Raw genomic sequence first — 20,205 nt, forward strand, 5'->3', positions numbered from 1 at the left:
ATAGCTAAATAAAAAGTAAAATGAAACAGATTATTTTTATTTTTATGGCGATCCTGCTTGCTACAGGAATGGCCTCAGCTCAGAAAAAAGCTGTTATCGCAGCAGACGAAACCTCTCATGACTTTGGACAGATAAAAGAAGCTGACGGAAAAGTTTCCGCGACATTTGTCGTAAAAAACACAGGAGATGCGCCGCTGGTTATTACCCGCGTCATCGCTTCCTGCGGTTGTACGACTCCGGAATGGACAAAAGAACCGATCGCTCCGGGAGCAAGCGGAGACATCAAGATAACATACGATCCGAAAGGACGTCCCGGCCCGTTCTCAAAAACAATTTCTGTTTACAGTAACGGGAAAACCGGAAGTTTTATCCTGACAATACGGGGAGAGGTAATTTGATTTCCAACAAGCAAAACTAAAAACAAAGAATGCTGAATATGAAAAGACTGAGCTTTATCCTTTGCGGCATATTATTCTTTGCTGTGCATATGGCAGCACAGAACGGAGCTCAGATAAGTGCAGACGAACTGACGTACAACTTCGGTACAATCGCTGAAGCTGACGGACCGGCCAGTCATACTTTTGAAATAAAAAATACGGGAGACGGCCCACTCGTCATCACCCGTGTTACAGCGTCTTGCGGTTGTACGCAGCCGGAATGGACAAAAGAGCCGGTCGCTCCGGGAAAAACGGGTAATGTAAAAGTAACTTACAACCCCAAAGGCCGTCCCGGCCCTTTTTATAAAACGATTTCCATATTCAGCAATGGTAAGAAAGGCAGTTATACACTGGCAATCAAAGGGAATGTGACACCGAAACCGCTTACACCGGTTCTAATTTACCCGTATTCGATTGGTGACCTGAAGATGCAGACCAAGACGGTCCTGTACAGCAGTATCCGTCCCGACGAAACTCTGGGTGAAAAGATCAGCGTAAAGAATGAAGGAAAGACAACCCTGACAATCCATCCGGGAAAAGTTCCTCATTTCCTGACTGTCGAAGTACATCCAACCCAACTGGCACCGGATGAAGTCGGTGAAATAACTTTACTCCTCGATGCCAAAGCAACCAAAAGAAAAGGCCGGGTTACAACAGAAATACCTTTAACGATCGAAAGTATAGGTCAGAAAGATGTTTCCGGTGGAGTACATGTCGCAGCCAATATCATCGACAACTTCGGTAAACTTTCGGTTGCAGAAAAGGCACAGGCACCGGTTGCACAGTTATCCGGCACATTACTTGACTTCGGCAAATTACCGGAAAAGGGAAGTTTCATTCCTCTGATCGGTGGAAAAGTGACCGGTACTGTCGACGTGACCAACACCGGGAAGTCTCCGCTTATCATCCATAGCTTTACCTGCGACGATGAACGGGTAGATATTTCAGGAGGAAAGAAAGAAGTAAAACCGGGAACAACGGCGACATTTAAAATATCAGTCCGTCCGCGAGAGATCAAGACGAAACTGGAAGCACTAGTAAATATTGTATGTAACGACCCGAACGGTCCTGTTCGCCTGATAAAGGTAACAGCAGAGAAATAATAAGCCAATTAAAACAATGTGCCAATATGCCAATGTTTTTTTCGATTGGCATATTGGCACATTAGCACATTAAATAATTATTCATCATGGAACATCCCGAAAACGACGATCTTTACAGAGGATTAAAGGTAAACAAGGGAGTAGCCGACGTACCGACTGTAAACCCATACCTCAAAAAAAGACTACGCAGAGAATATACCCCTTCCGAGTTCGTCGAAGGGATACTGAAAGGTAATATAACCATCCTCAGCCAGGCTGTCACGCTGGTTGAAAGTGCGAAATATGAACATCAGCAAATAGCCCAGGAAATCATTGAAAAATGTCTTCCGCATGCAGGCAAATCAGTCCGTATCGGTATTACGGGTGTTCCCGGAGCCGGAAAAAGTACGTCTATCGATGCTTTCGGCATGCACCTGATCAAAGAGGGACGCAAACTCGCTGTATTGGCTATCGACCCGAGTAGCGAACGATCCAAAGGTAGTATTCTCGGTGACAAAACCCGTATGGAAGCCCTGTCACGTGAGAAAAATGCGTTTATCCGCCCTTCCCCCTCGGCAGGATCATTGGGAGGTGTCGCCCGCAAAACACGTGAAACGATCGTTTTGTGCGAAGCTGCCGGCTTCGATACCGTATTCGTTGAAACGGTTGGTGTCGGACAGAGTGAGACGGCTGTTCACTCGATGGTCGACTTCTTCCTACTCATCCAGTTAGCCGGCACAGGTGACGAGTTGCAGGGCATCAAGCGTGGTATTATGGAAATGGCAGACGGGATCATCATCAACAAAGCGGATGGCGACAATATCGATAAGGCAAAGCTGGCTGCTGCCCAGTTCAAGAACGCTTTGCACCTTTTTCCACCCGCTGATTCCGGATGGTTTCCCAAAGTGCTGACTTACTCCGGATATTATAATTTAGGTATCAAGGAAATCTGGGATATGGTCGGTGAATATATGGAATTTACTAAAAAGAACGGCTATTTCGGTTATAAGCGGAACGAACAAGCCAAGTATTGGATGTACGAAAGCATCAATGATACATTACGGGAAACATTCTATCACAATCCGGCTGTAGAAAGCATGCTGTCTTCCACCGAACAACAGGTGCTAAAGAATGAGATCAGTTCATTCGTAGCTGCCAAAAGAATGATGGACCTGTTTCTGGAAAACCTGTCAAAGAAATAAACTTAATTGATATATAAAAAGAAAGCCCGTCGGATCATTTGATTCAACGGGCTTTTTTATATTCTCTTTTTCAATGCCGGATCAGATAGAAGACACACGCAGTGTATTCAGCAGATCACGGTTGATCGGTTTGTCATTCTTGATCGCTTTTGAGAACGGAACATATACGATCTGGTCATTCTGGATACCCATCATGACATTACGCTGATCATCCAGCAAAGCATCAACGGCTGCAACTCCCATGCGGGTAGCCAGAATACGGTCCTGGGCTGTCGGAGATCCGCCACGCTGCAAGTGTCCGAGGATAGATACACGAACATCAAATTGCGGATATTCAGTTTTCACACGTTCGGCAACTCCCATGGCACCGCCGGTTACTTCACTTTCTGCAACCAATACGATACTACTGTTCTTCGATTTACGGAAACCGTTTTCGATCATTTCTGCCAACTGGTCTTTCTCCATGGAAATTTCCGGGATAATAGCCGCTTCGGCACCTGAAGCAATCGCACCGTTCAAAGCCAGGAAACCGGCATCACGTCCCATTACTTCGATAAAGAACAGACGGTCGTGGGAAGTGGCTGTGTCACGTATCTTATCCACACATTCCATGATAGTGTTCAATGCCGTATCATAACCGATCGTTACATCCGTACCATACAAGTCATTATCGATCGTACCGGGAACGCCGACTATCGGATAATTGAACTCCTGTGCAAAGATGCGCGCACCGGTCAACGTTCCGTCACCACCGATGGCGATCAGGGCGTCGATCCCCTCTTCCATTAACTTGTCGTATGCCTGCTTACGGCCTTCGGGAGTCTTAAACTCCAAACAACGAGCTGTCTTCAATATTGTTCCACCACGCTGGATGATGTTACTTACATTTTGTGTCTTGAACTCTTCAATCTCACCTGTAATCAATCCTCTGTATCCTCGGAAAATACCTTTAACTCTCATCCCGTTATAGATAGCGGAACGCGTCACTGCACGGATGGCAGCGTTCATTCCGGGAGCATCACCTCCGGACGTTAAAATGCCAATACATTTAATTGTAGACATAGCGTCTTTATTTTAAATTATTCGCGGCAAAAATAGTAATTATTTACCAACATTCTTTCATTTTCTCTTAAACTTCATGAAATCTTAACCGTTTTATCACCGGCTTGCATTCAACTCCCGGATACGCACGGCAACCTCTTCCATCAGCCATTTAGGGGTCGATGTGGCACCGCAGACTCCTACACGGCGGACACCGGCAGGCAGCGGTTCGGTTATCTCTTTTACCTCAGAAATAAAGAGAGTATTCGGATTTGCTTTCCGGCATTCTTCCAGCAACATCTTACCGTTCGAACTTTTCTTTCCCGCCACAAAATAAACCCAGTCATGGCTGGAAGCAAAGGCCTTTATATTTGGAAGGCGGTTTGCCACCTGACGGCAAATCGTATCGTGGTATTCAAAACGGGTATCCTCCGTTTTCCGTTTATATATTTCTTCCACGATCTTACGGAACCCGTCCAAAGACTTTGTCGTCTGGGAGAAAAGACAAATATCACGGCTGAAATCCAAACGGTCCAGGTCTTCTATCTTTTCAACCACAATGGCCGTACCATCTGTCTGGCCGACAAGGCCGTTTACTTCGGCATGTCCTTTTTTGCCGTAAATCACCAGTTGTGTTTTATTTTCACGCGTCTCTTGATAACATTTATGTATCTTCCGTTGCAACTGGAGCACAACCGGGCACGTTGCATCGACGATCGTTATCTCATTCTGCTTTGCAATCTCGTAGGTAGAAGGAGGTTCTCCATGTGCACGAAGCAAGACTTTTTTTCCTTTCAGCCTGGAAAATTCATGGTGATCGATAGTGCGTAATCCTTGTGCCTGAAGACGTTCTACCTCCAGGCTGTTATGTACAATGTCACCCAGGCAATACAGGATATCTGTGTTGTCCAGTTCACGTTCAGCGCTTTCAATAGCTGTAACAACTCCAAAACAGAATCCGGAACCTTTATCTATTTCGACTTCAATCATGATTATTTATTCCACCGCAGCTTTATTATATTGAACAAGAAGCCACGCTTTTTGTTCAGCGATAGTCATGTGCGAATTATCCAGCACCACAGCATCATCGGCCTGGCGCAGCGGACTTTCTTTACGGGTAGAATCGATATGATCCCGCGTCTTCACATTTTCAAGTACTTCTTCGAAAGAAGCGGCCTCCCCTTTTGCTTTCAGTTCATCCAGACGGCGCTGCGCACGTACTTCCGGACTGGCTGTCACATAAATTTTCAATTCTGCCTCCGGAAATACAACCGTACCTATATCTCTTCCGTCCATGATTATACCTTTCTCCTTGCCCATCTCCTGCTGCATGGCAACCAGCGCACGGCGAACGAAACCCAAAGTCGCTACCGGACTGACCCATCTGGCTACTTCCATTCCACGGATTTCCTTTTCAACCTTCACGCCATTCAGATAAGTATCCGGCCGGCCGGTTTCCGGATTAAACCGGAGAGATATATGGATATCATTCATCGATTCCTGAAGTTTCTCTTCATCGATCTGATCCCCTTTAAACAAATTATGCTGTATACAATATAATGTAACAGCACGATACATGGCACCGGTATCAATATATGTATAACCTATTTCCTTTGCCAAATCTTTTGCCATAGTACTTTTTCCTGTAGAGGAAACTCCGTCTATAGCGATTACTATCTTTTTCATTCTTACATTTATTTATATTTCCTAAGGTTTAAAATCGGCCAGCGTAGTCGAAACACTCATCATCATCGACATAGCCGACGGATGATATTTAGCAAAAGAGACACCGACATCAAACATCTTTATCTTCACGCCGGCTCCGGCAGAAAAGCCTGCCAACCCGTTTCCGCCTCCCTGCAATTTCATATCCATTTTAGTCTTCGGATTGAATCCCACCCCAATCCAGAAGTTTTCGCTGGGTATATAATCGATACCGATTACCAGATGCTTAAATAATGCTTTGGCAAAATTATCACCTTTATACTCTTTATCCGCATTATCTATATAATCAAATTTCCAACGATTCAGATACATAGCCGTTAGTGACAAACGCAAAGGGGCATGGTTCATCTTTTTAGAAATCCCCATCTGGATATCCCACGGCATTTTTTGGCGGTCTTCATAATAAGGCTTCAACTGTGCCCCGATATTTTTCAGTACGACACCGAATGAAAACTCCTTTTCCGAATTATAATAACTCAGCCCGGCATCGAAACATAATCCCAACGAGGTGTAAATATCATAATTGGAATAAAGGAACTTCATGGAGACACCGCCCCGCCAGCGTTCAGAGAGATCATACGAAAAGAAACCGTTCACAGCGATATCACTGGCTGTGAAGTCACCTGTCGACTGATTATTCTCATCCATTCCCTTGAATTTCCCGTTATGGAAATAATGGACTCCTGCTCCCCAGGCTCCACGTTCACGAAATGCTTTAGTAAACAGGGCGCTCCCCACGTTCACATCTGCAATATAATTCATGTAATCCAGATTGATCATCCCGTCCATTTCACCTCCAAGCAGCGCCGGGTTGTGAAAGATAAGGGACGGATCACGTTCTACCAATGACACGGTATGCCCCCCCAAAGCATTGGCCCTGGCAGATGATGGTAAAGTCAGAAATTCAAACACCTGATCTCCGGATTGTGCCGCGACCGATTGTAAAACGAAAGAAAAGAACAATATAATTAATGTATGTCTCATATTTTCTTAGCAAAATGCGTACAAAGATAAAATGCAGTTATAATATATTCCATAAAGAGAAACGGAAAAAACAGGAAAAAGGTATATAAACACCATTATTTTTATTTTGGTTCAAAAATAAAGTGAAAATATTGAAGTATTTCTCCCTTTTTATATTGGGATATAAAATAATTTGTATTTTTGCAGTACAGGAAAACACATCTTTAAACATTATAAGAGTATGGAAGTTAAGAAATCACCGAAAGCGGACTTGGAAGGAGGCAAAACACTCGGTATCCTGATGGGTATGATTGTTGGTTTGGCTGTTCTGTTCGTTGGGTTCGAATGGGGAACCCGTGATATCGAAATCGTCAAGAATGAAGGCGTAGCTGATATCATCGCTGAAGAAGAAATTGAAATTACAAGACCGGAGGACACTCCTCCGCCTCCACCGCCACCCCCTGCGCCAGCTGCCGTAGAACAGCTGAACATCGTGGATGACGACGTGGAACTGGACCAAGTGGATATCATCTCATCTGAGGACGACCAAAGTTCTGCACAGGTAGAAGCCTATGTAGCTCCGGCAGTCGTTGAAGAAGAAGAAGAATCCGCTCAACAGATCTTTACCGTTGTAGAAACAATGCCGGAATTCCCGGGTGGACAGGGAGCACTGCTTCAGTTCCTCGCCAAATCCATCAAATATCCGGTTATTGCACAGGAAAACGGTATCCAAGGTCGTGTTACTTGTTCATTCGTGGTTAATAAGGACGGTTCAATCGTTGACGCAGAAGTTATCCGCGGTGTAGACCCTTCTTTGGATAAAGAAGCTATCCGTGTGATCAACACCATGCCGAAATGGTCTCCTGGTAAGCAGAGAGGTAAACCAGTACGTGTTAAATATACAGTACCTGTTACCTTCAGATTGCAATAATATTTTTTTAACATACTAAAAAAGGCTGCTGTGAATTTGCAGCCTTTTTTATTTCGTCTTATCCGTAATTTTAATCTATATGTTGTCTTTCAATGAGATCCTGGAAAAAGTAGAACATGAAGTTTCCCAACTGAGTTTTGAATATCCCCCCAAAAGTTTATATGATCCAATAGAATATATCCTGTCGCTTGGAGGAAAAAGGATCCGTCCGGCACTGGCTTTAATGGCCTGTAATTTATATAAAGAAAATATTGATAACGTCATCAACCCTGCATTGGGTGTTGAAGTATTCCACAACTTCACCCTGCTTCATGATGACCTGATGGATAAGGCTGATAAAAGAAGAAATAAACCGACTGTCCATAAAGTATGGAACGACAATACGGCCATCCTTTCCGGAGATGCCATGTTGATTGCAGCTTACCAGCTGATCGGAAAAACAGAACCAGACTATTTAAAGGAAGTATTCGACCTGTTCACAGAAACAGCACTCGAAATATGCGGAGGACAGCAATATGATATGGAATTTGAATCCCGCATGGATGTTACCGAGCCTGAATATATAGAAATGATCCGGTTAAAAACAGCGGTTTTACTTGCTTGCAGTTTAAAAATCGGAGCAATTACAGGCGGTGCATCCAAAGAAGACGCTGCCAACCTGTATGACTTCGGTATAAACATCGGACTGGCTTTTCAGCTACAGGATGATTTGCTGGACGTCTATGGAGACACTGCCACTTTCGGAAAAAATATCGGAGGCGACATCACCTGCAATAAAAAGACATTCCTGCTGATACATGCGTTTGAACTGGCTTCACCCGAACAAAAAGCAGTCCTGAATGACTGGATCGGCAAAACGACATTTGTAGCGGCAGAAAAGATCGAAGCTGTCACTGCTATATATAATGAATTGCATCTGAAAGATATTACCATTGCTAAAATGCAGGGATATTACGATAAGGCAATGGAGCATTTATCCCGATTGAACGTTGCCCCGGAGAAATTAAACATATTAAAAGAGGTCAGTAACCGTTTAATGTACCGCCAGTCTTAAAAATGAAACTAATAGATACACACAACCATTTGTATCTGGAAGATTTCGATCCGGAACAAGAGGTGCTGGTAAACACCGCCCGTGAATCGGGCATCGACACACTTCTGCTCCCCAATGTAGATGTCGAAACTATCGGCCGGATGCATGATCTATGTGACCGTTTTCCTGATTTTGCCTATCCCATGATGGGGCTGCATCCGACCAGTGTGGACGGAGACTATGCCGGAAATCTAAAAACAACAGAATCCTATCTGGGGAAACGGGCTTACTGTGGAATCGGAGAAATCGGGATCGACCTCTACTGGGATAAAACCTATCTGAAAGAACAAAAAATAGTATTTGAAGAGCAGTTACGATGGAGTATCGACCTGGATTTACCGGTTGCCATCCACACCCGTGAAGCCTATTCCGAGGTATTGGACAGTATCCATAAAGTCGGTGCGGACAGATTAAAGGGTGTTTTTCATAGCTTTACCGGTACAACAGACGAATTGGAGGAGATCGGAAAGCTAAAAAACTTCAAACTGGGAATCAATGGTGTCATAACTTTCAAAAATTCGAAGCTGTCAGAAACTATTCAATGTACCGACATTAATCATATAGTGCTGGAAACCGATGCCCCTTACCTGGCTCCGGCACCCTACAGAGGGAGAAGAAATGAGCCTGTATATATATGGAAGACGGCTGAGAAGGTAGCGGACACATTCGGTCTTACACTTGATGAAACGGTACAAATAACAAGAAAAAACGCATTGAATTTATTCAAAATTCCAAATAAAAAGGCTTAGTTTTAAATTTTCAGGTCAGATGCAAAATTTATTCCCTCAGATATTGTGTATATGTCAAGCAAAAACTTTAGATTTGTGCACTGAAACGTTTGCATATGGGATTTTTTTCGTATTTTGCGCTCGTTTTAGAGGAGACGAAGGCTGAAAATTGGAGAGATGCTCGAGTGGTTGAAGAGGCACGCCTGGAAAGCGTGTATACGCCTAAAGTGTATCGCGGGTTCGAATCCCGCTCTCTCCGCTTAAATACCATGAGGATATTATTAACAACAAAAATAAAAACAAATAAGAGAATTATTAATCTTAAAAATTAAACACACAATGAAAAAGTATTTTGCAAAAACATTCTTGGGTATTTGCGCCCTTGGAACTTCTACCGTAGCATTTGCTCAAGACGCTACTGAACAAGTTGTTGAAGGTGGCATGTATCAGGCTTTAAAAGTTAAGTTTATTGAAGGTGGTGCCGACTTCATGAGTTTGGTTGCTATCGCTTTGATTTTCGGTTTGGCTTTCTGCCTTGAAAGAATTATTTATTTGAATCTGGCTGAAACTAATGCAAGCAAATTATTAAAAGGTATTGAAGATGCACTTGATAAAGGTGATGTAGAAGGAGCAAAAGCTATCGCTCGTGATACAAGAGGTCCTATCGCATCTATCGCTTACCAAGGTTTGATGAGAATTGACCAGGGTATCGACGTTGTTGAAAAATCAATCGTTTCTTACGGTGGTGTACAGGGTGGTCTTTTGGAAAAGAACATGTCATGGATCACATTGTTTATCGCTATGGCTCCGTCATTAGGATTCTTGGGTACTGTAGTAGGTATGGTTATGGCGTTCGACAAAATCGAACAGGTTGGTGATATCAGCCCGACGGTTGTTGCCGGTGGTATGAAAGTGGCTTTGATCACAACAGTAGGTGGTCTTGTTGTTGCTTTGATCCTTCAGGTATTCTATAACTATTTGTTGAGCAAATTGGAAGCTATCCTGAACCAGATGGAAGATGCTTCAATCACATTGATCGACATGGTTATCAAATACAACCTTAAATTCAAAAAATAATTTAGAATTATGGCAGTTACTAAAATAAGAAAAGTATCCAGCTGGACATTACTGATTACTTCTATTATCAGTCTTGTCGTATTGGGTATGTTCTACGCAGGAGGCGTTGTAGACCCTTCTGTTGAAATGAAAGAGCCTATTTATACAGGCTTATTGCTCAACTGGACCTCTGTACTGTTTTTCATTACAATTATCAGTACAGTAATATTCGCTCTTTGGCAGTTTACATCATTATTGAAAACTAGCCCGAAATCAGCATTGGCTTCATTCATTGTAATCCTTCTTTTCGCAGCAGTGTTGTTCATTACTTATTCTATGGGTGATGCTACTCCGTTGAAAGGATTGAATGCAGATTCACAGGAATACAATATTCCTTTTTGGCTTAAGGTAACAGATATGTGGATTTATTCATCAGCTATCCTGATGATTCTGATTATCGTGGCTGTTGCAGGTGGTTCTGTAAAAAGAATGCTTAATAGATAATAGTAATAACGAATCGATAAAACAAAAAAAGCGATATGGCAAAAAAGAAAAGAAAAGTGCCCGCAATGAATGCGACTTCTTCAGCCGATATTGCTTTCATGTTGCTTATCTTCTTCCTTATTACTACATCAATGGACACAGATAAAGGTTTGGCAAGACGTTTGCCGCCTCCTGTACCCAAAGATCAGAAGAAAAACGAAGAAATGGATATCAAAAAGAGAAATATCATGGTCGTGCTGATCAACAGTAACAACCAGATTCTCTGTAATAACGAATTCATTGATATTAAGCAACTGAAAGACAAGGTTAGAGAATTCATTGAGAATCCTTATAACGATGAGCATAAACCCGAAAAGGTAGAAATTGACGTACCGTTCTTTGGAAAGCAATTGGTAACAAAAAATCATGTTATCTCTTTGCAGAACGACCGTGGTACGGAATACCAGGCATACATTGACGTACAGAACGAATTGGCAGCAGCCTATAACGAACTGAGAGACAAAGTATCCCGAGCCAAATTCGGTAAAGCTTTCGCAGACTTGGATGAAGATCAACAAAAGGCTGTGCAGATGATTTATCCGCAAAAGATATCAGAAGCAGAACCTAAAAATTATGGAGACAAAAAGTAATGGGAAAATTTAGTAAAGCAGGCGGCAGAGAGATGCCTGAATTGAATACCTCATCATTACCTGACTTGGTATTTGCCTTCCTGTTCTTCATCATGATGGTTACATCTATGCGTGAAGTTACTTTGAAAGTTGTATTCCAGGCTCCTCAAGCTACAGAGCTTCAGAAGTTGGAAAAGAAATCTTTGGTAACATTCATTTATGTAGGTAAACCGACTCAGGAATTAAGAGCTAAAATGGGTTCTGAAACTCGTGTACAGTTAAACGATCAAATCGCAGACGTAGATGAGATTCAAGATTACATCGCTCAGGAAAAGTCAAGTATGAAAGAGGAAGACCAGCCGTTTATGACTGTATCCATCAAAGCCGATAAAGAGACTAAGATGGGTGTTATCACAGACGTAAAGCAGGCGCTTCGTGAAGCATACGCATTGAAGATCAGTTACTCAGCCAGACAAGCAGTTGATTAACTAATTCAACGATAATAAAAAAAGGCAGGACTTCCGTTCTGCCTTTTTTATTGGAGTAAATTCAGCACTTACTCATTAACACCATATACATATCGGTGGATACAATTCTTGACCTCTTCGAATGATTGTTTCAGATCGATAGCTCCGTAAGTCATCAGGCGCATTTCCAGCAAAGGTTCCCCCTGACGATAGGGAGGCTGAAAATAGACATGATCATCCAGCACATATCCCAGACGCTCATAAAAGCCTATTCTACGCTTACTCATCTCTTCGGTAGGCATTTCCACTTCCAGCACGACAGGAGCGTCACAAAGCGCCATAAACTGCTTCATCGACTCCCCTCCTATTCCGCCATTGCGGGCAGAAGCGTCAATTGCAAAATGTTCCGCATAAATAAACGTCCCGAAAGACCAGGCAGTAATAAAACCGGCATAAGCCTGATCTTTAAACAAGGTATAAACAGTAAAACGGGGCTCATCTTTGACCAACTCCCGCACCAGCGAGAATGCCCGTCGCTCCGCTTCCGGAAAGGAATCATTATATGTATTTTCTACTTTATCCAACAAAGGATCGGAAAAATCTTTTACCGGCCTGCATTCGATTACCGCACTTAAACTCATACTCTTATAATATTGATTGATTAATAAAAGAAAACTTACGAAATAAAATAATTGAGCGAATTATATCGTCCAATTATTATAGTTTGACTATATTTGTATCTAATTGTAATCATATAGAATAACAGAAATACAAATATACAGAAATTATGGCACACCATCAACTGGATGAATTGGATGAAAAAATATTAAAACTGATTATAGGTAATGCCCGTATGCCTTTCCTGGAGGTTGCCAGAGAATGTAATGTCTCAGGAGCCGCTATACACCAGAGAATACAGAAACTCACTAATCTGGGCGTTATCAAAGGCTCTGAATTCATTGTGGATAACACTAAAGTTGGCTACGAAACATGTGCTTATATGGGATTATTCCTGAAATCACCGGGACAATTCCCCTCTGTTACGGAAGCATTAAAGAAAATTCCGGAAGTAGTGGAATGCCACTACACGACAGGACAATACGATCTGTTCATCAAAATATATGCGAAGAACAACCAGCATCTGCTGAATATCATCCATAACAAACTCCAGCCATTAGGACTGGCACGGACAGAATCGCTGATATCTTTCAAAGAAGCATTTAAAAGACAGATACCGATCGACCTGGATGACGAATAAAAAAATAAGGGACTTTTGAAATCAAAAGTCCCTTATTTTATGTATGAAAGTTATATCTTTTACTTTCGAAAGTCCCTTATTAGAATTCCGCATTGTTCGGAGTTCTCGGGAAAGGAATCACGTCACGGATATTTGTCATACCTGTAACAAACAGCAACAAACGTTCGAAACCTAAACCGAAGCCAGAATGAGGCGCCGTACCGAAACGACGGGTATCCATATACCACCAGATATCTTTTTCGGGTACTCCCATTTCAGATGCACGTCTTGCCAGCTTTTCGTAATCTTCCTCACGCTGTGACCCGCCGATGATTTCTCCAATCTTCGGGAACAATACGTCCATGGCACGAACAGTCTTTCCGTCATCATTCTGCTTCATATAGAAAGATTTGATCTCTTTCGGATAATCGGTCAGGATAACCGGACATTTGAAATGTTCTTCCACCAGGTAACGTTCGTGTTCAGAAGCCAGGTCAGCCCCCCAGTATATCGGGAATTCGAAGGTATGTCCTTTGGCTACGGCTTCTTCCAGAATCTTAACACCTTCCGTATAAGACAGGCGGATAAAGTCATGTTTCAAGACAAATTGCAGACGTTCGATCAACTCTTTATCAAACATATTGTTCAGGAACTGGATATCATCCATACAGTTATCCAGAGCCCACTGTATACAATATTTGATAAAGTCTTCCGCCAACTGCATATTTTCAGCAATCTCATTGAAAGCAACTTCCGGTTCGATCATCCAGAACTCGGCCAGGTGGCGCGGTGTATTGGAGTTTTCGGCACGGAATGTCGGTCCGAACGTATAAATAGCTCCCAAAGACATGGCAGCCAATTCACCTTCCAACTGGCCTGAAACAGTCAGGCTAGCCTGCTTTCCAAAGAAATCGTCTTCATAAATGATAGAGCCGTTTTCATCCTTTTTCAGGTCATACAGATTCATTGTCGTCACCTGGAACATCTGTCCGGCCCCTTCACAGTCTGAAGCTGTAATGATCGGTGTATGGAAATAGAAGAAACCTCTCTCATGAAAGAACTTGTGGATAGCGATCGCCATGTTATGACGGATGCGGAACACGGCACCAAACGTATTGGTACGCGGACGCAAATGAGCTATTTCACGAAGAAATTCAAGCGAGTGACCTTTCTTCTGCAACGGATAAGTAGCAGGATCGGCTGTGCCGTAAATCTGAATTTCGGTAGCCTGGATCTCTACATTCTGACCTTGTCCCTGAGATTTAACCAATTCACCGTTCACACTGATACAAGCACCGGTCGTAATCGGTTTAAGGTATTCTTCACCCAATTTTTCCACATCCACAACGATCTGAACATTATTGATTGTAGAACCGTCATTCAGCGCGATAAAGCTAACCTGTTTACTACCACGACGGGTACGAACCCATCCCTTCACGTTAACGGTTGTACCGTAAGCTTCGCTTTTCAGTACATCTACAATTTTTGTTCTAGTAATTGTTTCCATGTTTATATGTTTATTCTTAGATAATCAAAACAAGATAGCCGGTATTGTCTACCGGCTAATCTTTGTATTATTCAAAAGCACCCATTCGGAGCGCGTTCACTTCACGTTCGTTCAGATAACGCCATTTTCCTCTTCCCAGGTTTCTTTTTGTAAGTCCGGCAAAATATACACGATCCAGTTTCGTCACATGATATCCCAGTGATTCGAAGATACGGCGAACGATACGGTTACGTCCCGAGTGGATTTCGATACCCACCTGGCTCTTGTCGTCTTCGCTTGCATAGCTGATTGCATCTGCATGGATTTCGCCGTCTTCCAGCTCCAGTCCGTTAGCAATCTTTTCCATGTCTTCGATAGAGACATTCTTATCCAACCATACGTGGTAGATCTTCTTCTTCTTGAATGACGGGTGAGTCAGCTTGGAAGCCAGGTCGCCATCATTAGTAAGAAGCAATACACCGGTTGTGTTACGGTCGAGGCGGCCTACCGGATAAATACGTTCCTGGCAAGCATTCTTCACCAGATCCATAACGGTAAGACGTTCCTGAGGATCGTCGGAAGTAGTTACACAGTTTTTCGGCTTATTCAACACGATATAGACCTTGCTTTCGATCTGTACCGGTTTGTCGTTGAATTCTACCTTATCCTGGCGGGTAATCTTCGTACCCAGTTCAGTAACCACTACATCATTTACTTTCACAGCACCGGCTGTGATAAATTCGTCAGCTTCACGACGTGAACAAACACCTGCATTCGACAAGAACTTGTTCAGACGGATCGGTTCGTTAGGATCAGCCAGTACTTCTTTATACTTCAACTGTTTCTGGAAGTTGTACTTGGCATTCGGGTTGTAATCGTTTGTACGGCGTTGCTGGCCACCCCCCGGACGTCTGTTGCCGTATCCGCTGTTGTTGCCATAACCACCGCCACGGTTATTATTACCGTACGAAGGTCTGCCGCCGCCACCGCGATTGTCGCGAGAGTCATAAGAGTTGACACGAGTATCACCCACTCTCGGTCTTCTTTTCTTCATGCCGTCACCAGCAGCATCACCTTCCTGCGAAGGAGTATAAGGTCTGCTTGGTCTTTCGTCATAGTTAGGACGAGAAGGACGGTTGTAGGAACCGCCACCACCATACGAACGGTCATTGTTGCCGTAAGAGGGGCGATTGTTGCCATAAGAAGGACGGCTGTTGTAGCCACCTTCGCGATTTGAGTTGTAACCACCTTCACGATTGTTGCCGTAACCGCCTTCGCGATTATTTCCATAGCCGCCACGGTTGTTGTCACGGTTGTTATAAGATGGTCTGCTGTTATAACCACCACCTTCGCGGTTGTCATACGTACGAGGACGGCTCGGACGATCTCCGTAAGAAGAGCGGTTATCCCCGTAAGAATTATAACCGCCGCGGTCATCCCGGCTTGGACGGTCATATGGTCTCCGTTCATAGTTGTTTCCCTCAGGTCTGTTGTAACCTTGATTGTAAGGTCTTCTTTCACCTTCCTGATCTGTGTTTTCCCGTCTGATACTTGGTATCACCTTTCTAGGACGCGGTTGAGATTCTTCTCTTTCTTCTGTGCTCATTGTTGTAAATTAATAAATAATTAACTAATTGGTAACCTCACGGTTACGTTTATTTTCACACTAAATACCTGTATAATTATGCGGCGTAATCGCCTTTAATTCAGCTTTCACTGCATCACTAACCTGCAACGTTTCGATAAAATCACTGATTGACTTTTCAGTGATTCCCTCATTTGTCCGGGTTAAGGCTTTCAAAGCTTCATAGGGCTTCGGATAACCTTCACGACGCAAGATCGTCTGGATGCCCTCGGCAACGACAGCCCAGCAATTGTCCAGATCCCGGTACAGGGCGTTCTCATTCAATAACAATTTACCCAGCCCTTTTGTTAAGCTCTTGAATGCGATTTCGATGTGTGCCAAAGGTACACCGACATTACGCAACACGGTAGAGTCTGTCAAATCCCGCTGTAGACGGGAGATCGGCAACTTTGTAGCCAGGTGTTCCAGAATTGCATTAGCCATACCCAGGTTACCTTCTGCATTTTCAAAGTCGATCGGGTTCACCTTATGAGGCATTGCCGACGAACCGACTTCGCCCGCTTTGATCTTCTGCTTGAAATACTCCATAGAGATATACTGCCAGAAGTCACGGTTCAGGTCTATCAAAATTGTATTAACGCGTTTCAAACCATCGAAAATGGCTGCCAGATTATCATAATTGGAAATCTGTGTAGTCCATTCCTCACGGCTCAGGCCCAGCACTTCATTCACAAACTTGTTTCCGAAAGCCCTCCAGTCATACTGCGGATAAGCCACATGGTGTGCATTAAAATTACCTGTCGCACCACCGAACTTGGCAGATACGGGAATAGCCTTTAATAAAGCGACCTGCTGTTCCAGGCGATACACAAACACCATGATCTCTTTACCCAGACGGGTCGGAGAAGCAGGCTGCCCGTGTGTTTTAGCCAGCATAGAAACATTACTCCATTCTCCCGCATACTTTTTCAGCATGTCGATCACTTCCTGGATGCCCGGATAATAAACTTCGTTCAAAGCATCTTTTATAGACAATGGAACCGAAGTATTATTAATATCCTGCGAGGTCAATCCGAAATGGATAAACTCCTTGTAATCCTGCAAAGCCAGCAGATCGAATTTTTCTTTGATAAAATATTCAACGGCCTTTACATCATGGTTGGTTACGCTCTCGATCTCCTTAATACGGGTTGCGTCCTCCAGACTAAATTCCTTGTAAATTTTACGCAACGCTTCTTTGTTTTCCACTGTAGCCAGATTATTCAGCTGTGGAAGATACTCAGCCAGAGTAATAAAATACTCTATTTCGACTTGCACTCTATACTTGATAAGTGCATATTCTGAGAAGTAAGCCGCCAGGTTTTCGGCTTTATTTCTATATCGACCATCTACGGGCGATATGGCAGTTAGTGTTGAAAATACCATATTCATTTAGTTTATACACCTATATCCCTGAGTGTCCGGGCGATATACCAACGATATCGAATACTTATATACATTAATAATATAGAGATGCAAAGTTACTACATTTCTTCAGATTAAATGGTAGTAATGAATTTTTTTTCGACTTTTTTGCTGAAATGTTTGGAGGTAATAAAAAAAGCCGTATCTTTGCAGCGCTTTAGAGAGATAAGGCATACAAAATTTACTGATGTAATGAAAGGGCGTTTAGCTCAGCTGGTTCAGAGCATCTGCCTTACAAGCAGAGGGTCGGCGGTTCGAATCCGTCAACGCCCACCTTTCATACCAATTGATTTCAACTTGGGCGTTTAGCTCAGCTGGTTCAGAGCATCTGCCTTACAAGCAGAGGGTCGGCGGTTCGAATCCGTCAACGCCCACTCATTTATACCAATTTGATTTCAATTCGGGCGTTTAGCTCAGCTGGTTCAGAGCATCTGCCTTACAAGCAGAGGGTCGGCGGTTCGAATCCGTCAACGCCCACTAAAAAAAGACTTGCAAGTAATTGTAAGTCTTTTTTTATTCTATATAATTCAGCTATAGACGCATCTGCTTAATTGATCCAAGAATACTACCCAAAATTTCTCGATGACAACAAAGATTCATGTGTTTTTTACCTACCCAACAATACTTCAATAACTTATAGGCTTATCAGACACTAATACATTCAAATCTAGAAATGTGAGCTATTTAGCGACATTGTGGACCCGAAGGGTTCAATTGTGAATAGCCCCCGGTGAAGCCGGGGGATCCCGATATATGCCGGATGGTGCGTCCCAGAAGGGGGCGAATAATACGTTGTGATGAACCCTTTCAGGGCTCATCGGCTGGATGCCATTCCCAATCCCCCGGCTTCACCGGGGGCTATTCACAGTTAGTCCTTTCAGGACAAGCAACAACACTTAACTAGTTCAATTCTGATAATAACTGAGCAGTTTAAATATAATGTCCCTAATCTATAATACCTATATAAATCATCTCTTATCCCTTAAAACCTCCTGCAACATAGCAACCTTTTCTTTTTCTGCTTCCAGAAGTTTATCATACAGTTCCACTATTTTATCTAATGGATTAAAGGTTGGAGAATAGTTGATCGAACCTGAATTATCATAAGCATTTACAATATTAATAGAAGCATCATTCCCTAATTCGGTAATGGCCTCAACAGGAATATTTAAAGCTTTAGCAATCTTTTCCAGTATTTCTATTTCCAATTTATCCCTTTTCTCATAACCGGACAAAGTAGCCTGTGAAACACCTATCTGTTCTGCAAGCACATCCTGATTAACATTTCGCCATTCCCTCCAACGACGAACATTCGCTCCATGATTACTTTTCTTTACTGTTGCCTCCATATTAATTATTGTATATGATTTACCTAATGCAAAAGTAAGTATTAATCCTGATAATATTTTATTTAATAGAATAATATCAGCCGATAAGACTCCGAATAATATTACTACCACATTTAATAAGAAATCAGCTTACCTGATGAATCATACCGTCTACATTTTATTCCTTTGCCTATCATTCATTAAACAGACAATAAAATGACTCAAAAAAACAATAGGAATTATGCAGAGCAAATAACCCTGGGATGCCTCGCAATCAACAAACCCCTTAGTTTTGTAAAAACGATCTTTCTTAACAGAGAGCAGAATGAAAACCATTACATATTTAATGCCCAGAAAGAAACCAGCTTGGAAATCCGGTTCGAGTCTTCGACACTGACTTGCTTATTCGATTCCAACAAAATATGCAAAGGGGCATTTCTTTTCCTCGACGATACAATGGAGCTTATTCATTATATCGATTATTGCAGTAAAACTTATCCGTGTGATCGACTCCTTGAAGGATGGATCACACAGAATACCATAATCCAAATAAACATAGACACAAAAGAATGTAGTCTATTAATAGCACCTATCCGGCAAAACAAGGGATCGTAACCCTACTCTGCGACACCTGATTTTTACCTTCTCTTCTTCGACAGCGGCACAGAGATGAACCGGTCTATCGAGAATTTACCCGGTCCGGTTATATACATCAGTATAAATACCACCAGATAAACAAAGGCCAGCTCTTTCACCGCAAAAGGATCACTCCCGTGGATAACAAAAAAAGCCATACACATAGTAAATATCATCGGTATCATTGCCAGACGATATAATGCGCCAAAAATAAATCCGATCGAGCAGGCTAGTTCACCAAAGATAGCAAGCCCCAACGACACATTACTCCCCACCCCCAGCGGATCAGGAAAAACAGCAGACATCTCCGCATAATTATTCCATTTCTGGATACCATGACTCAATAATAAGCCACCGAAGAGGATGCGCAACGCCAATAATAACAAGGAAATAGTAATTCCGTCAGGCTTCGACGGAAACAAAAATCTGTATATCGCCAACATAGTATTTTGTTTTATCTTAATTAATAACTTATATATAAAACAAAAGAAAAAATGAAAAGTTCATTCAATCCTGATTAACACCCCAAACGAAAGTAAAACTAAATATCAAATTGTCAACTCACCCCACCCCAGAAAGAGATGTACGATCCCAACCCAATACCCGTTATAATTCACGCACTTCTCGGCGAC

The 20,205-nt window shown here is 42.7% G+C and carries 21 protein-coding genes and 4 tRNA genes; 15 read left to right on the plus strand and 10 right to left on the minus strand.

The window, feature by feature from the left end; all coding sequences use genetic code 11:
- Positions 1–20: 20 nt before the first annotated feature.
- The 3 genes from NBH14_RS10455 to meaB all read left to right on the plus strand — a co-directional run bounded on the left by NBH14_RS10455 (position 21) and on the right by meaB (position 2,721).
- Positions 21–398 (plus strand): DUF1573 domain-containing protein, encoded by a 378-nt coding sequence (locus tag NBH14_RS10455; RefSeq protein WP_128132958.1) that lies wholly within the window; start codon positions 21–23, stop codon positions 396–398.
- A 29-nt stretch (positions 399–427) separates the two neighbouring features.
- Positions 428–1,540 (plus strand): DUF1573 domain-containing protein, encoded by a 1,113-nt coding sequence (locus tag NBH14_RS10460; protein WP_128132957.1) that lies wholly within the window; start codon positions 428–430, stop codon positions 1,538–1,540.
- 86 nt (positions 1,541–1,626) lie between these two features.
- Positions 1,627–2,721, plus strand: coding sequence for a methylmalonyl Co-A mutase-associated GTPase MeaB (gene meaB, locus NBH14_RS10465; protein ID WP_128132956.1), 1,095 nt, complete (start codon positions 1,627–1,629; stop codon positions 2,719–2,721).
- An 81-nt stretch (positions 2,722–2,802) separates the two neighbouring features.
- Here the strand turns inward: meaB and pfkA are convergent, their stop codons facing one another.
- The 4 genes from pfkA to porQ all read right to left on the minus strand — a co-directional run bounded on the left by pfkA (position 2,803) and on the right by porQ (position 6,471).
- Positions 2,803–3,783, minus strand: coding sequence for a 6-phosphofructokinase (gene pfkA / locus NBH14_RS10470; RefSeq protein ID WP_007654871.1), 981 nt, complete (start codon positions 3,781–3,783; stop codon positions 2,803–2,805).
- Positions 3,784–3,879: 96 nt separating this feature from the next.
- Positions 3,880–4,752 carry a 4-hydroxy-3-methylbut-2-enyl diphosphate reductase gene (locus tag NBH14_RS10475; RefSeq protein WP_128132955.1) on the minus strand — a complete coding sequence of 291 codons (873 nt, stop codon included), beginning with the start codon at positions 4,750–4,752 and terminating at the stop codon, positions 3,880–3,882.
- Positions 4,753–4,758: 6 nt separating this feature from the next.
- Positions 4,759–5,448 carry a (d)CMP kinase gene (gene cmk, locus NBH14_RS10480; RefSeq protein ID WP_128132954.1) on the minus strand — a complete coding sequence of 230 codons (690 nt, stop codon included), beginning with the start codon at positions 5,446–5,448 and terminating at the stop codon, positions 4,759–4,761.
- A 21-nt stretch (positions 5,449–5,469) separates the two neighbouring features.
- Positions 5,470–6,471: a type IX secretion system protein PorQ gene (gene porQ, locus NBH14_RS10485; RefSeq protein ID WP_250817413.1), complete on the minus strand. Its 1,002-nt coding sequence runs from the start codon at positions 6,469–6,471 to the stop codon at positions 5,470–5,472.
- Between the two features lie 220 nt (positions 6,472–6,691).
- Here porQ and NBH14_RS10490 point away from each other — a divergent pair, with 220 nt between their 5' ends.
- From NBH14_RS10490 to NBH14_RS10525, 8 genes are all read left to right on the plus strand, one after another.
- Positions 6,692–7,381, plus strand: a complete 690-nt coding sequence (locus NBH14_RS10490) for an energy transducer TonB (RefSeq protein ID WP_128132953.1) — start codon at positions 6,692–6,694, stop codon at positions 7,379–7,381.
- 79 nt (positions 7,382–7,460) lie between these two features.
- Positions 7,461–8,435: a polyprenyl synthetase family protein gene (locus tag NBH14_RS10495; protein WP_128132952.1), complete on the plus strand. Its 975-nt coding sequence runs from the start codon at positions 7,461–7,463 to the stop codon at positions 8,433–8,435.
- Positions 8,436–8,437: 2 nt separating this feature from the next.
- Positions 8,438–9,223, plus strand: coding sequence for a TatD family hydrolase (locus NBH14_RS10500; protein ID WP_186959080.1), 786 nt, complete (start codon positions 8,438–8,440; stop codon positions 9,221–9,223).
- A 150-nt stretch (positions 9,224–9,373) separates the two neighbouring features.
- Positions 9,374–9,461 (plus strand) — tRNA-Ser (locus tag NBH14_RS10505).
- A gap of 80 nt (positions 9,462–9,541) precedes the next feature.
- The gene (locus NBH14_RS10510; protein WP_186959081.1) at positions 9,542–10,279 is read left to right on the plus strand and encodes a MotA/TolQ/ExbB proton channel family protein; all 738 of its coding nucleotides are present in this window, start codon (positions 9,542–9,544) and stop codon (positions 10,277–10,279) included.
- A 9-nt stretch (positions 10,280–10,288) separates the two neighbouring features.
- Entirely contained in the window at positions 10,289–10,762 is a 474-nt protein-coding gene (locus tag NBH14_RS10515; RefSeq protein WP_186959082.1) for a hypothetical protein, read from the plus strand.
- A gap of 35 nt (positions 10,763–10,797) precedes the next feature.
- The gene (locus tag NBH14_RS10520; protein WP_186959083.1) at positions 10,798–11,391 is read left to right on the plus strand and encodes a biopolymer transporter ExbD; all 594 of its coding nucleotides are present in this window, start codon (positions 10,798–10,800) and stop codon (positions 11,389–11,391) included.
- Positions 11,391–11,858: an ExbD/TolR family protein gene (locus NBH14_RS10525; protein ID WP_186959084.1), complete on the plus strand. Its 468-nt coding sequence runs from the start codon at positions 11,391–11,393 to the stop codon at positions 11,856–11,858. The genes NBH14_RS10520 and NBH14_RS10525 overlap by 1 nt, the downstream gene beginning before the upstream one ends.
- A gap of 68 nt (positions 11,859–11,926) precedes the next feature.
- On the opposite strand, the gene NBH14_RS10530 is transcribed toward NBH14_RS10525, so the two are convergent.
- Positions 11,927–12,478, minus strand: coding sequence for a GNAT family N-acetyltransferase (locus NBH14_RS10530; RefSeq protein ID WP_186959085.1), 552 nt, complete (start codon positions 12,476–12,478; stop codon positions 11,927–11,929).
- A 146-nt stretch (positions 12,479–12,624) separates the two neighbouring features.
- Between NBH14_RS10530 and NBH14_RS10535 the strand changes: the two genes are divergently transcribed.
- Positions 12,625–13,095, plus strand: a complete 471-nt coding sequence (locus NBH14_RS10535; RefSeq protein ID WP_007654892.1) for an Lrp/AsnC family transcriptional regulator — start codon at positions 12,625–12,627, stop codon at positions 13,093–13,095.
- A gap of 79 nt (positions 13,096–13,174) precedes the next feature.
- On the opposite strand, the gene asnS is transcribed toward NBH14_RS10535, so the two are convergent.
- The 3 genes from asnS to purB all read right to left on the minus strand — a co-directional run bounded on the left by asnS (position 13,175) and on the right by purB (position 17,570).
- A complete protein-coding gene (gene asnS / locus NBH14_RS10540) occupies positions 13,175–14,581 on the minus strand; it encodes an asparagine--tRNA ligase (protein ID WP_186959086.1) in 1,407 nt (468 codons plus the stop codon).
- Positions 14,582–14,648: 67 nt separating this feature from the next.
- Positions 14,649–16,166, minus strand: a complete 1,518-nt coding sequence (locus NBH14_RS10545; protein WP_186959087.1) for a pseudouridine synthase — start codon at positions 16,164–16,166, stop codon at positions 14,649–14,651.
- Positions 16,167–16,226: 60 nt separating this feature from the next.
- Positions 16,227–17,570, minus strand: a complete 1,344-nt coding sequence (gene purB / locus NBH14_RS10550; RefSeq protein ID WP_186959088.1) for an adenylosuccinate lyase — start codon at positions 17,568–17,570, stop codon at positions 16,227–16,229.
- 237 nt (positions 17,571–17,807) lie between these two features.
- Here purB and NBH14_RS10555 point away from each other — a divergent pair.
- The 3 genes from NBH14_RS10555 (at position 17,808) to NBH14_RS10565 (ending at position 18,086) form a co-directional block, all read left to right on the plus strand.
- Positions 17,808–17,882 (plus strand) — tRNA-Val (locus NBH14_RS10555).
- Positions 17,883–17,908: 26 nt separating this feature from the next.
- Positions 17,909–17,983 (plus strand) — tRNA-Val (locus tag NBH14_RS10560).
- 28 nt (positions 17,984–18,011) lie between these two features.
- Positions 18,012–18,086: transfer RNA gene (locus tag NBH14_RS10565), tRNA-Val, on the plus strand.
- 491 nt (positions 18,087–18,577) lie between these two features.
- Here the strand turns inward: NBH14_RS10565 and NBH14_RS10570 are convergent.
- Entirely contained in the window at positions 18,578–18,958 is a 381-nt protein-coding gene (locus NBH14_RS10570) for a helix-turn-helix domain-containing protein (protein WP_007654909.1), read from the minus strand.
- A 617-nt stretch (positions 18,959–19,575) separates the two neighbouring features.
- Positions 19,576–20,016 (minus strand): DoxX family protein, encoded by a 441-nt coding sequence (locus NBH14_RS10575; protein ID WP_007654911.1) that lies wholly within the window; start codon positions 20,014–20,016, stop codon positions 19,576–19,578.
- Positions 20,017–20,205 lie beyond the last annotated feature (189 nt).

Source organism: Parabacteroides caecihominis, from assembly GCF_023656785.1.
In the GTDB taxonomy this organism is placed as follows: domain Bacteria; phylum Bacteroidota; class Bacteroidia; order Bacteroidales; family Tannerellaceae; genus Parabacteroides; species Parabacteroides segnis.

Excerpts from the sequence above, each read along its gene's own strand:
- NBH14_RS10455 (WP_128132958.1), top strand. The coding sequence starts at position 21 with ATGAAACAGATTATTTTTATTTTTATGGCGATCCTGCTTGCTACAGGA.
- NBH14_RS10460 (WP_128132957.1), top strand. The coding sequence starts at position 428 with ATGCTGAATATGAAAAGACTGAGCTTTATCCTTTGCGGCATATTATTC.
- meaB (WP_128132956.1), top strand. The coding sequence starts at position 1,627 with ATGGAACATCCCGAAAACGACGATCTTTACAGAGGATTAAAGGTAAAC.
- pfkA (WP_007654871.1), bottom strand. The coding sequence starts at position 3,783 with ATGTCTACAATTAAATGTATTGGCATTTTAACGTCCGGAGGTGATGCT.
- NBH14_RS10475 (WP_128132955.1), bottom strand. The coding sequence starts at position 4,752 with ATGATTGAAGTCGAAATAGATAAAGGTTCCGGATTCTGTTTTGGAGTT.
- cmk (WP_128132954.1), bottom strand. The coding sequence starts at position 5,448 with ATGAAAAAGATAGTAATCGCTATAGACGGAGTTTCCTCTACAGGAAAA.
- porQ (WP_250817413.1), bottom strand. The coding sequence starts at position 6,471 with ATGAGACATACATTAATTATATTGTTCTTTTCTTTCGTTTTACAATCG.
- NBH14_RS10490 (WP_128132953.1), top strand. The coding sequence starts at position 6,692 with ATGGAAGTTAAGAAATCACCGAAAGCGGACTTGGAAGGAGGCAAAACA.
- NBH14_RS10495 (WP_128132952.1), top strand. The coding sequence starts at position 7,461 with ATGTTGTCTTTCAATGAGATCCTGGAAAAAGTAGAACATGAAGTTTCC.
- NBH14_RS10500 (WP_186959080.1), top strand. The coding sequence starts at position 8,438 with ATGAAACTAATAGATACACACAACCATTTGTATCTGGAAGATTTCGAT.
- NBH14_RS10510 (WP_186959081.1), top strand. The coding sequence starts at position 9,542 with ATGAAAAAGTATTTTGCAAAAACATTCTTGGGTATTTGCGCCCTTGGA.
- NBH14_RS10515 (WP_186959082.1), top strand. The coding sequence starts at position 10,289 with ATGGCAGTTACTAAAATAAGAAAAGTATCCAGCTGGACATTACTGATT.
- NBH14_RS10520 (WP_186959083.1), top strand. The coding sequence starts at position 10,798 with ATGGCAAAAAAGAAAAGAAAAGTGCCCGCAATGAATGCGACTTCTTCA.
- NBH14_RS10525 (WP_186959084.1), top strand. The coding sequence starts at position 11,391 with ATGGGAAAATTTAGTAAAGCAGGCGGCAGAGAGATGCCTGAATTGAAT.
- NBH14_RS10530 (WP_186959085.1), bottom strand. The coding sequence starts at position 12,478 with ATGAGTTTAAGTGCGGTAATCGAATGCAGGCCGGTAAAAGATTTTTCC.
- NBH14_RS10535 (WP_007654892.1), top strand. The coding sequence starts at position 12,625 with ATGGCACACCATCAACTGGATGAATTGGATGAAAAAATATTAAAACTG.
- asnS (WP_186959086.1), bottom strand. The coding sequence starts at position 14,581 with ATGGAAACAATTACTAGAACAAAAATTGTAGATGTACTGAAAAGCGAA.
- NBH14_RS10545 (WP_186959087.1), bottom strand. The coding sequence starts at position 16,166 with ATGAGCACAGAAGAAAGAGAAGAATCTCAACCGCGTCCTAGAAAGGTG.
- purB (WP_186959088.1), bottom strand. The coding sequence starts at position 17,570 with ATGGTATTTTCAACACTAACTGCCATATCGCCCGTAGATGGTCGATAT.
- NBH14_RS10570 (WP_007654909.1), bottom strand. The coding sequence starts at position 18,958 with ATGGAGGCAACAGTAAAGAAAAGTAATCATGGAGCGAATGTTCGTCGT.
- NBH14_RS10575 (WP_007654911.1), bottom strand. The coding sequence starts at position 20,016 with ATGTTGGCGATATACAGATTTTTGTTTCCGTCGAAGCCTGACGGAATT.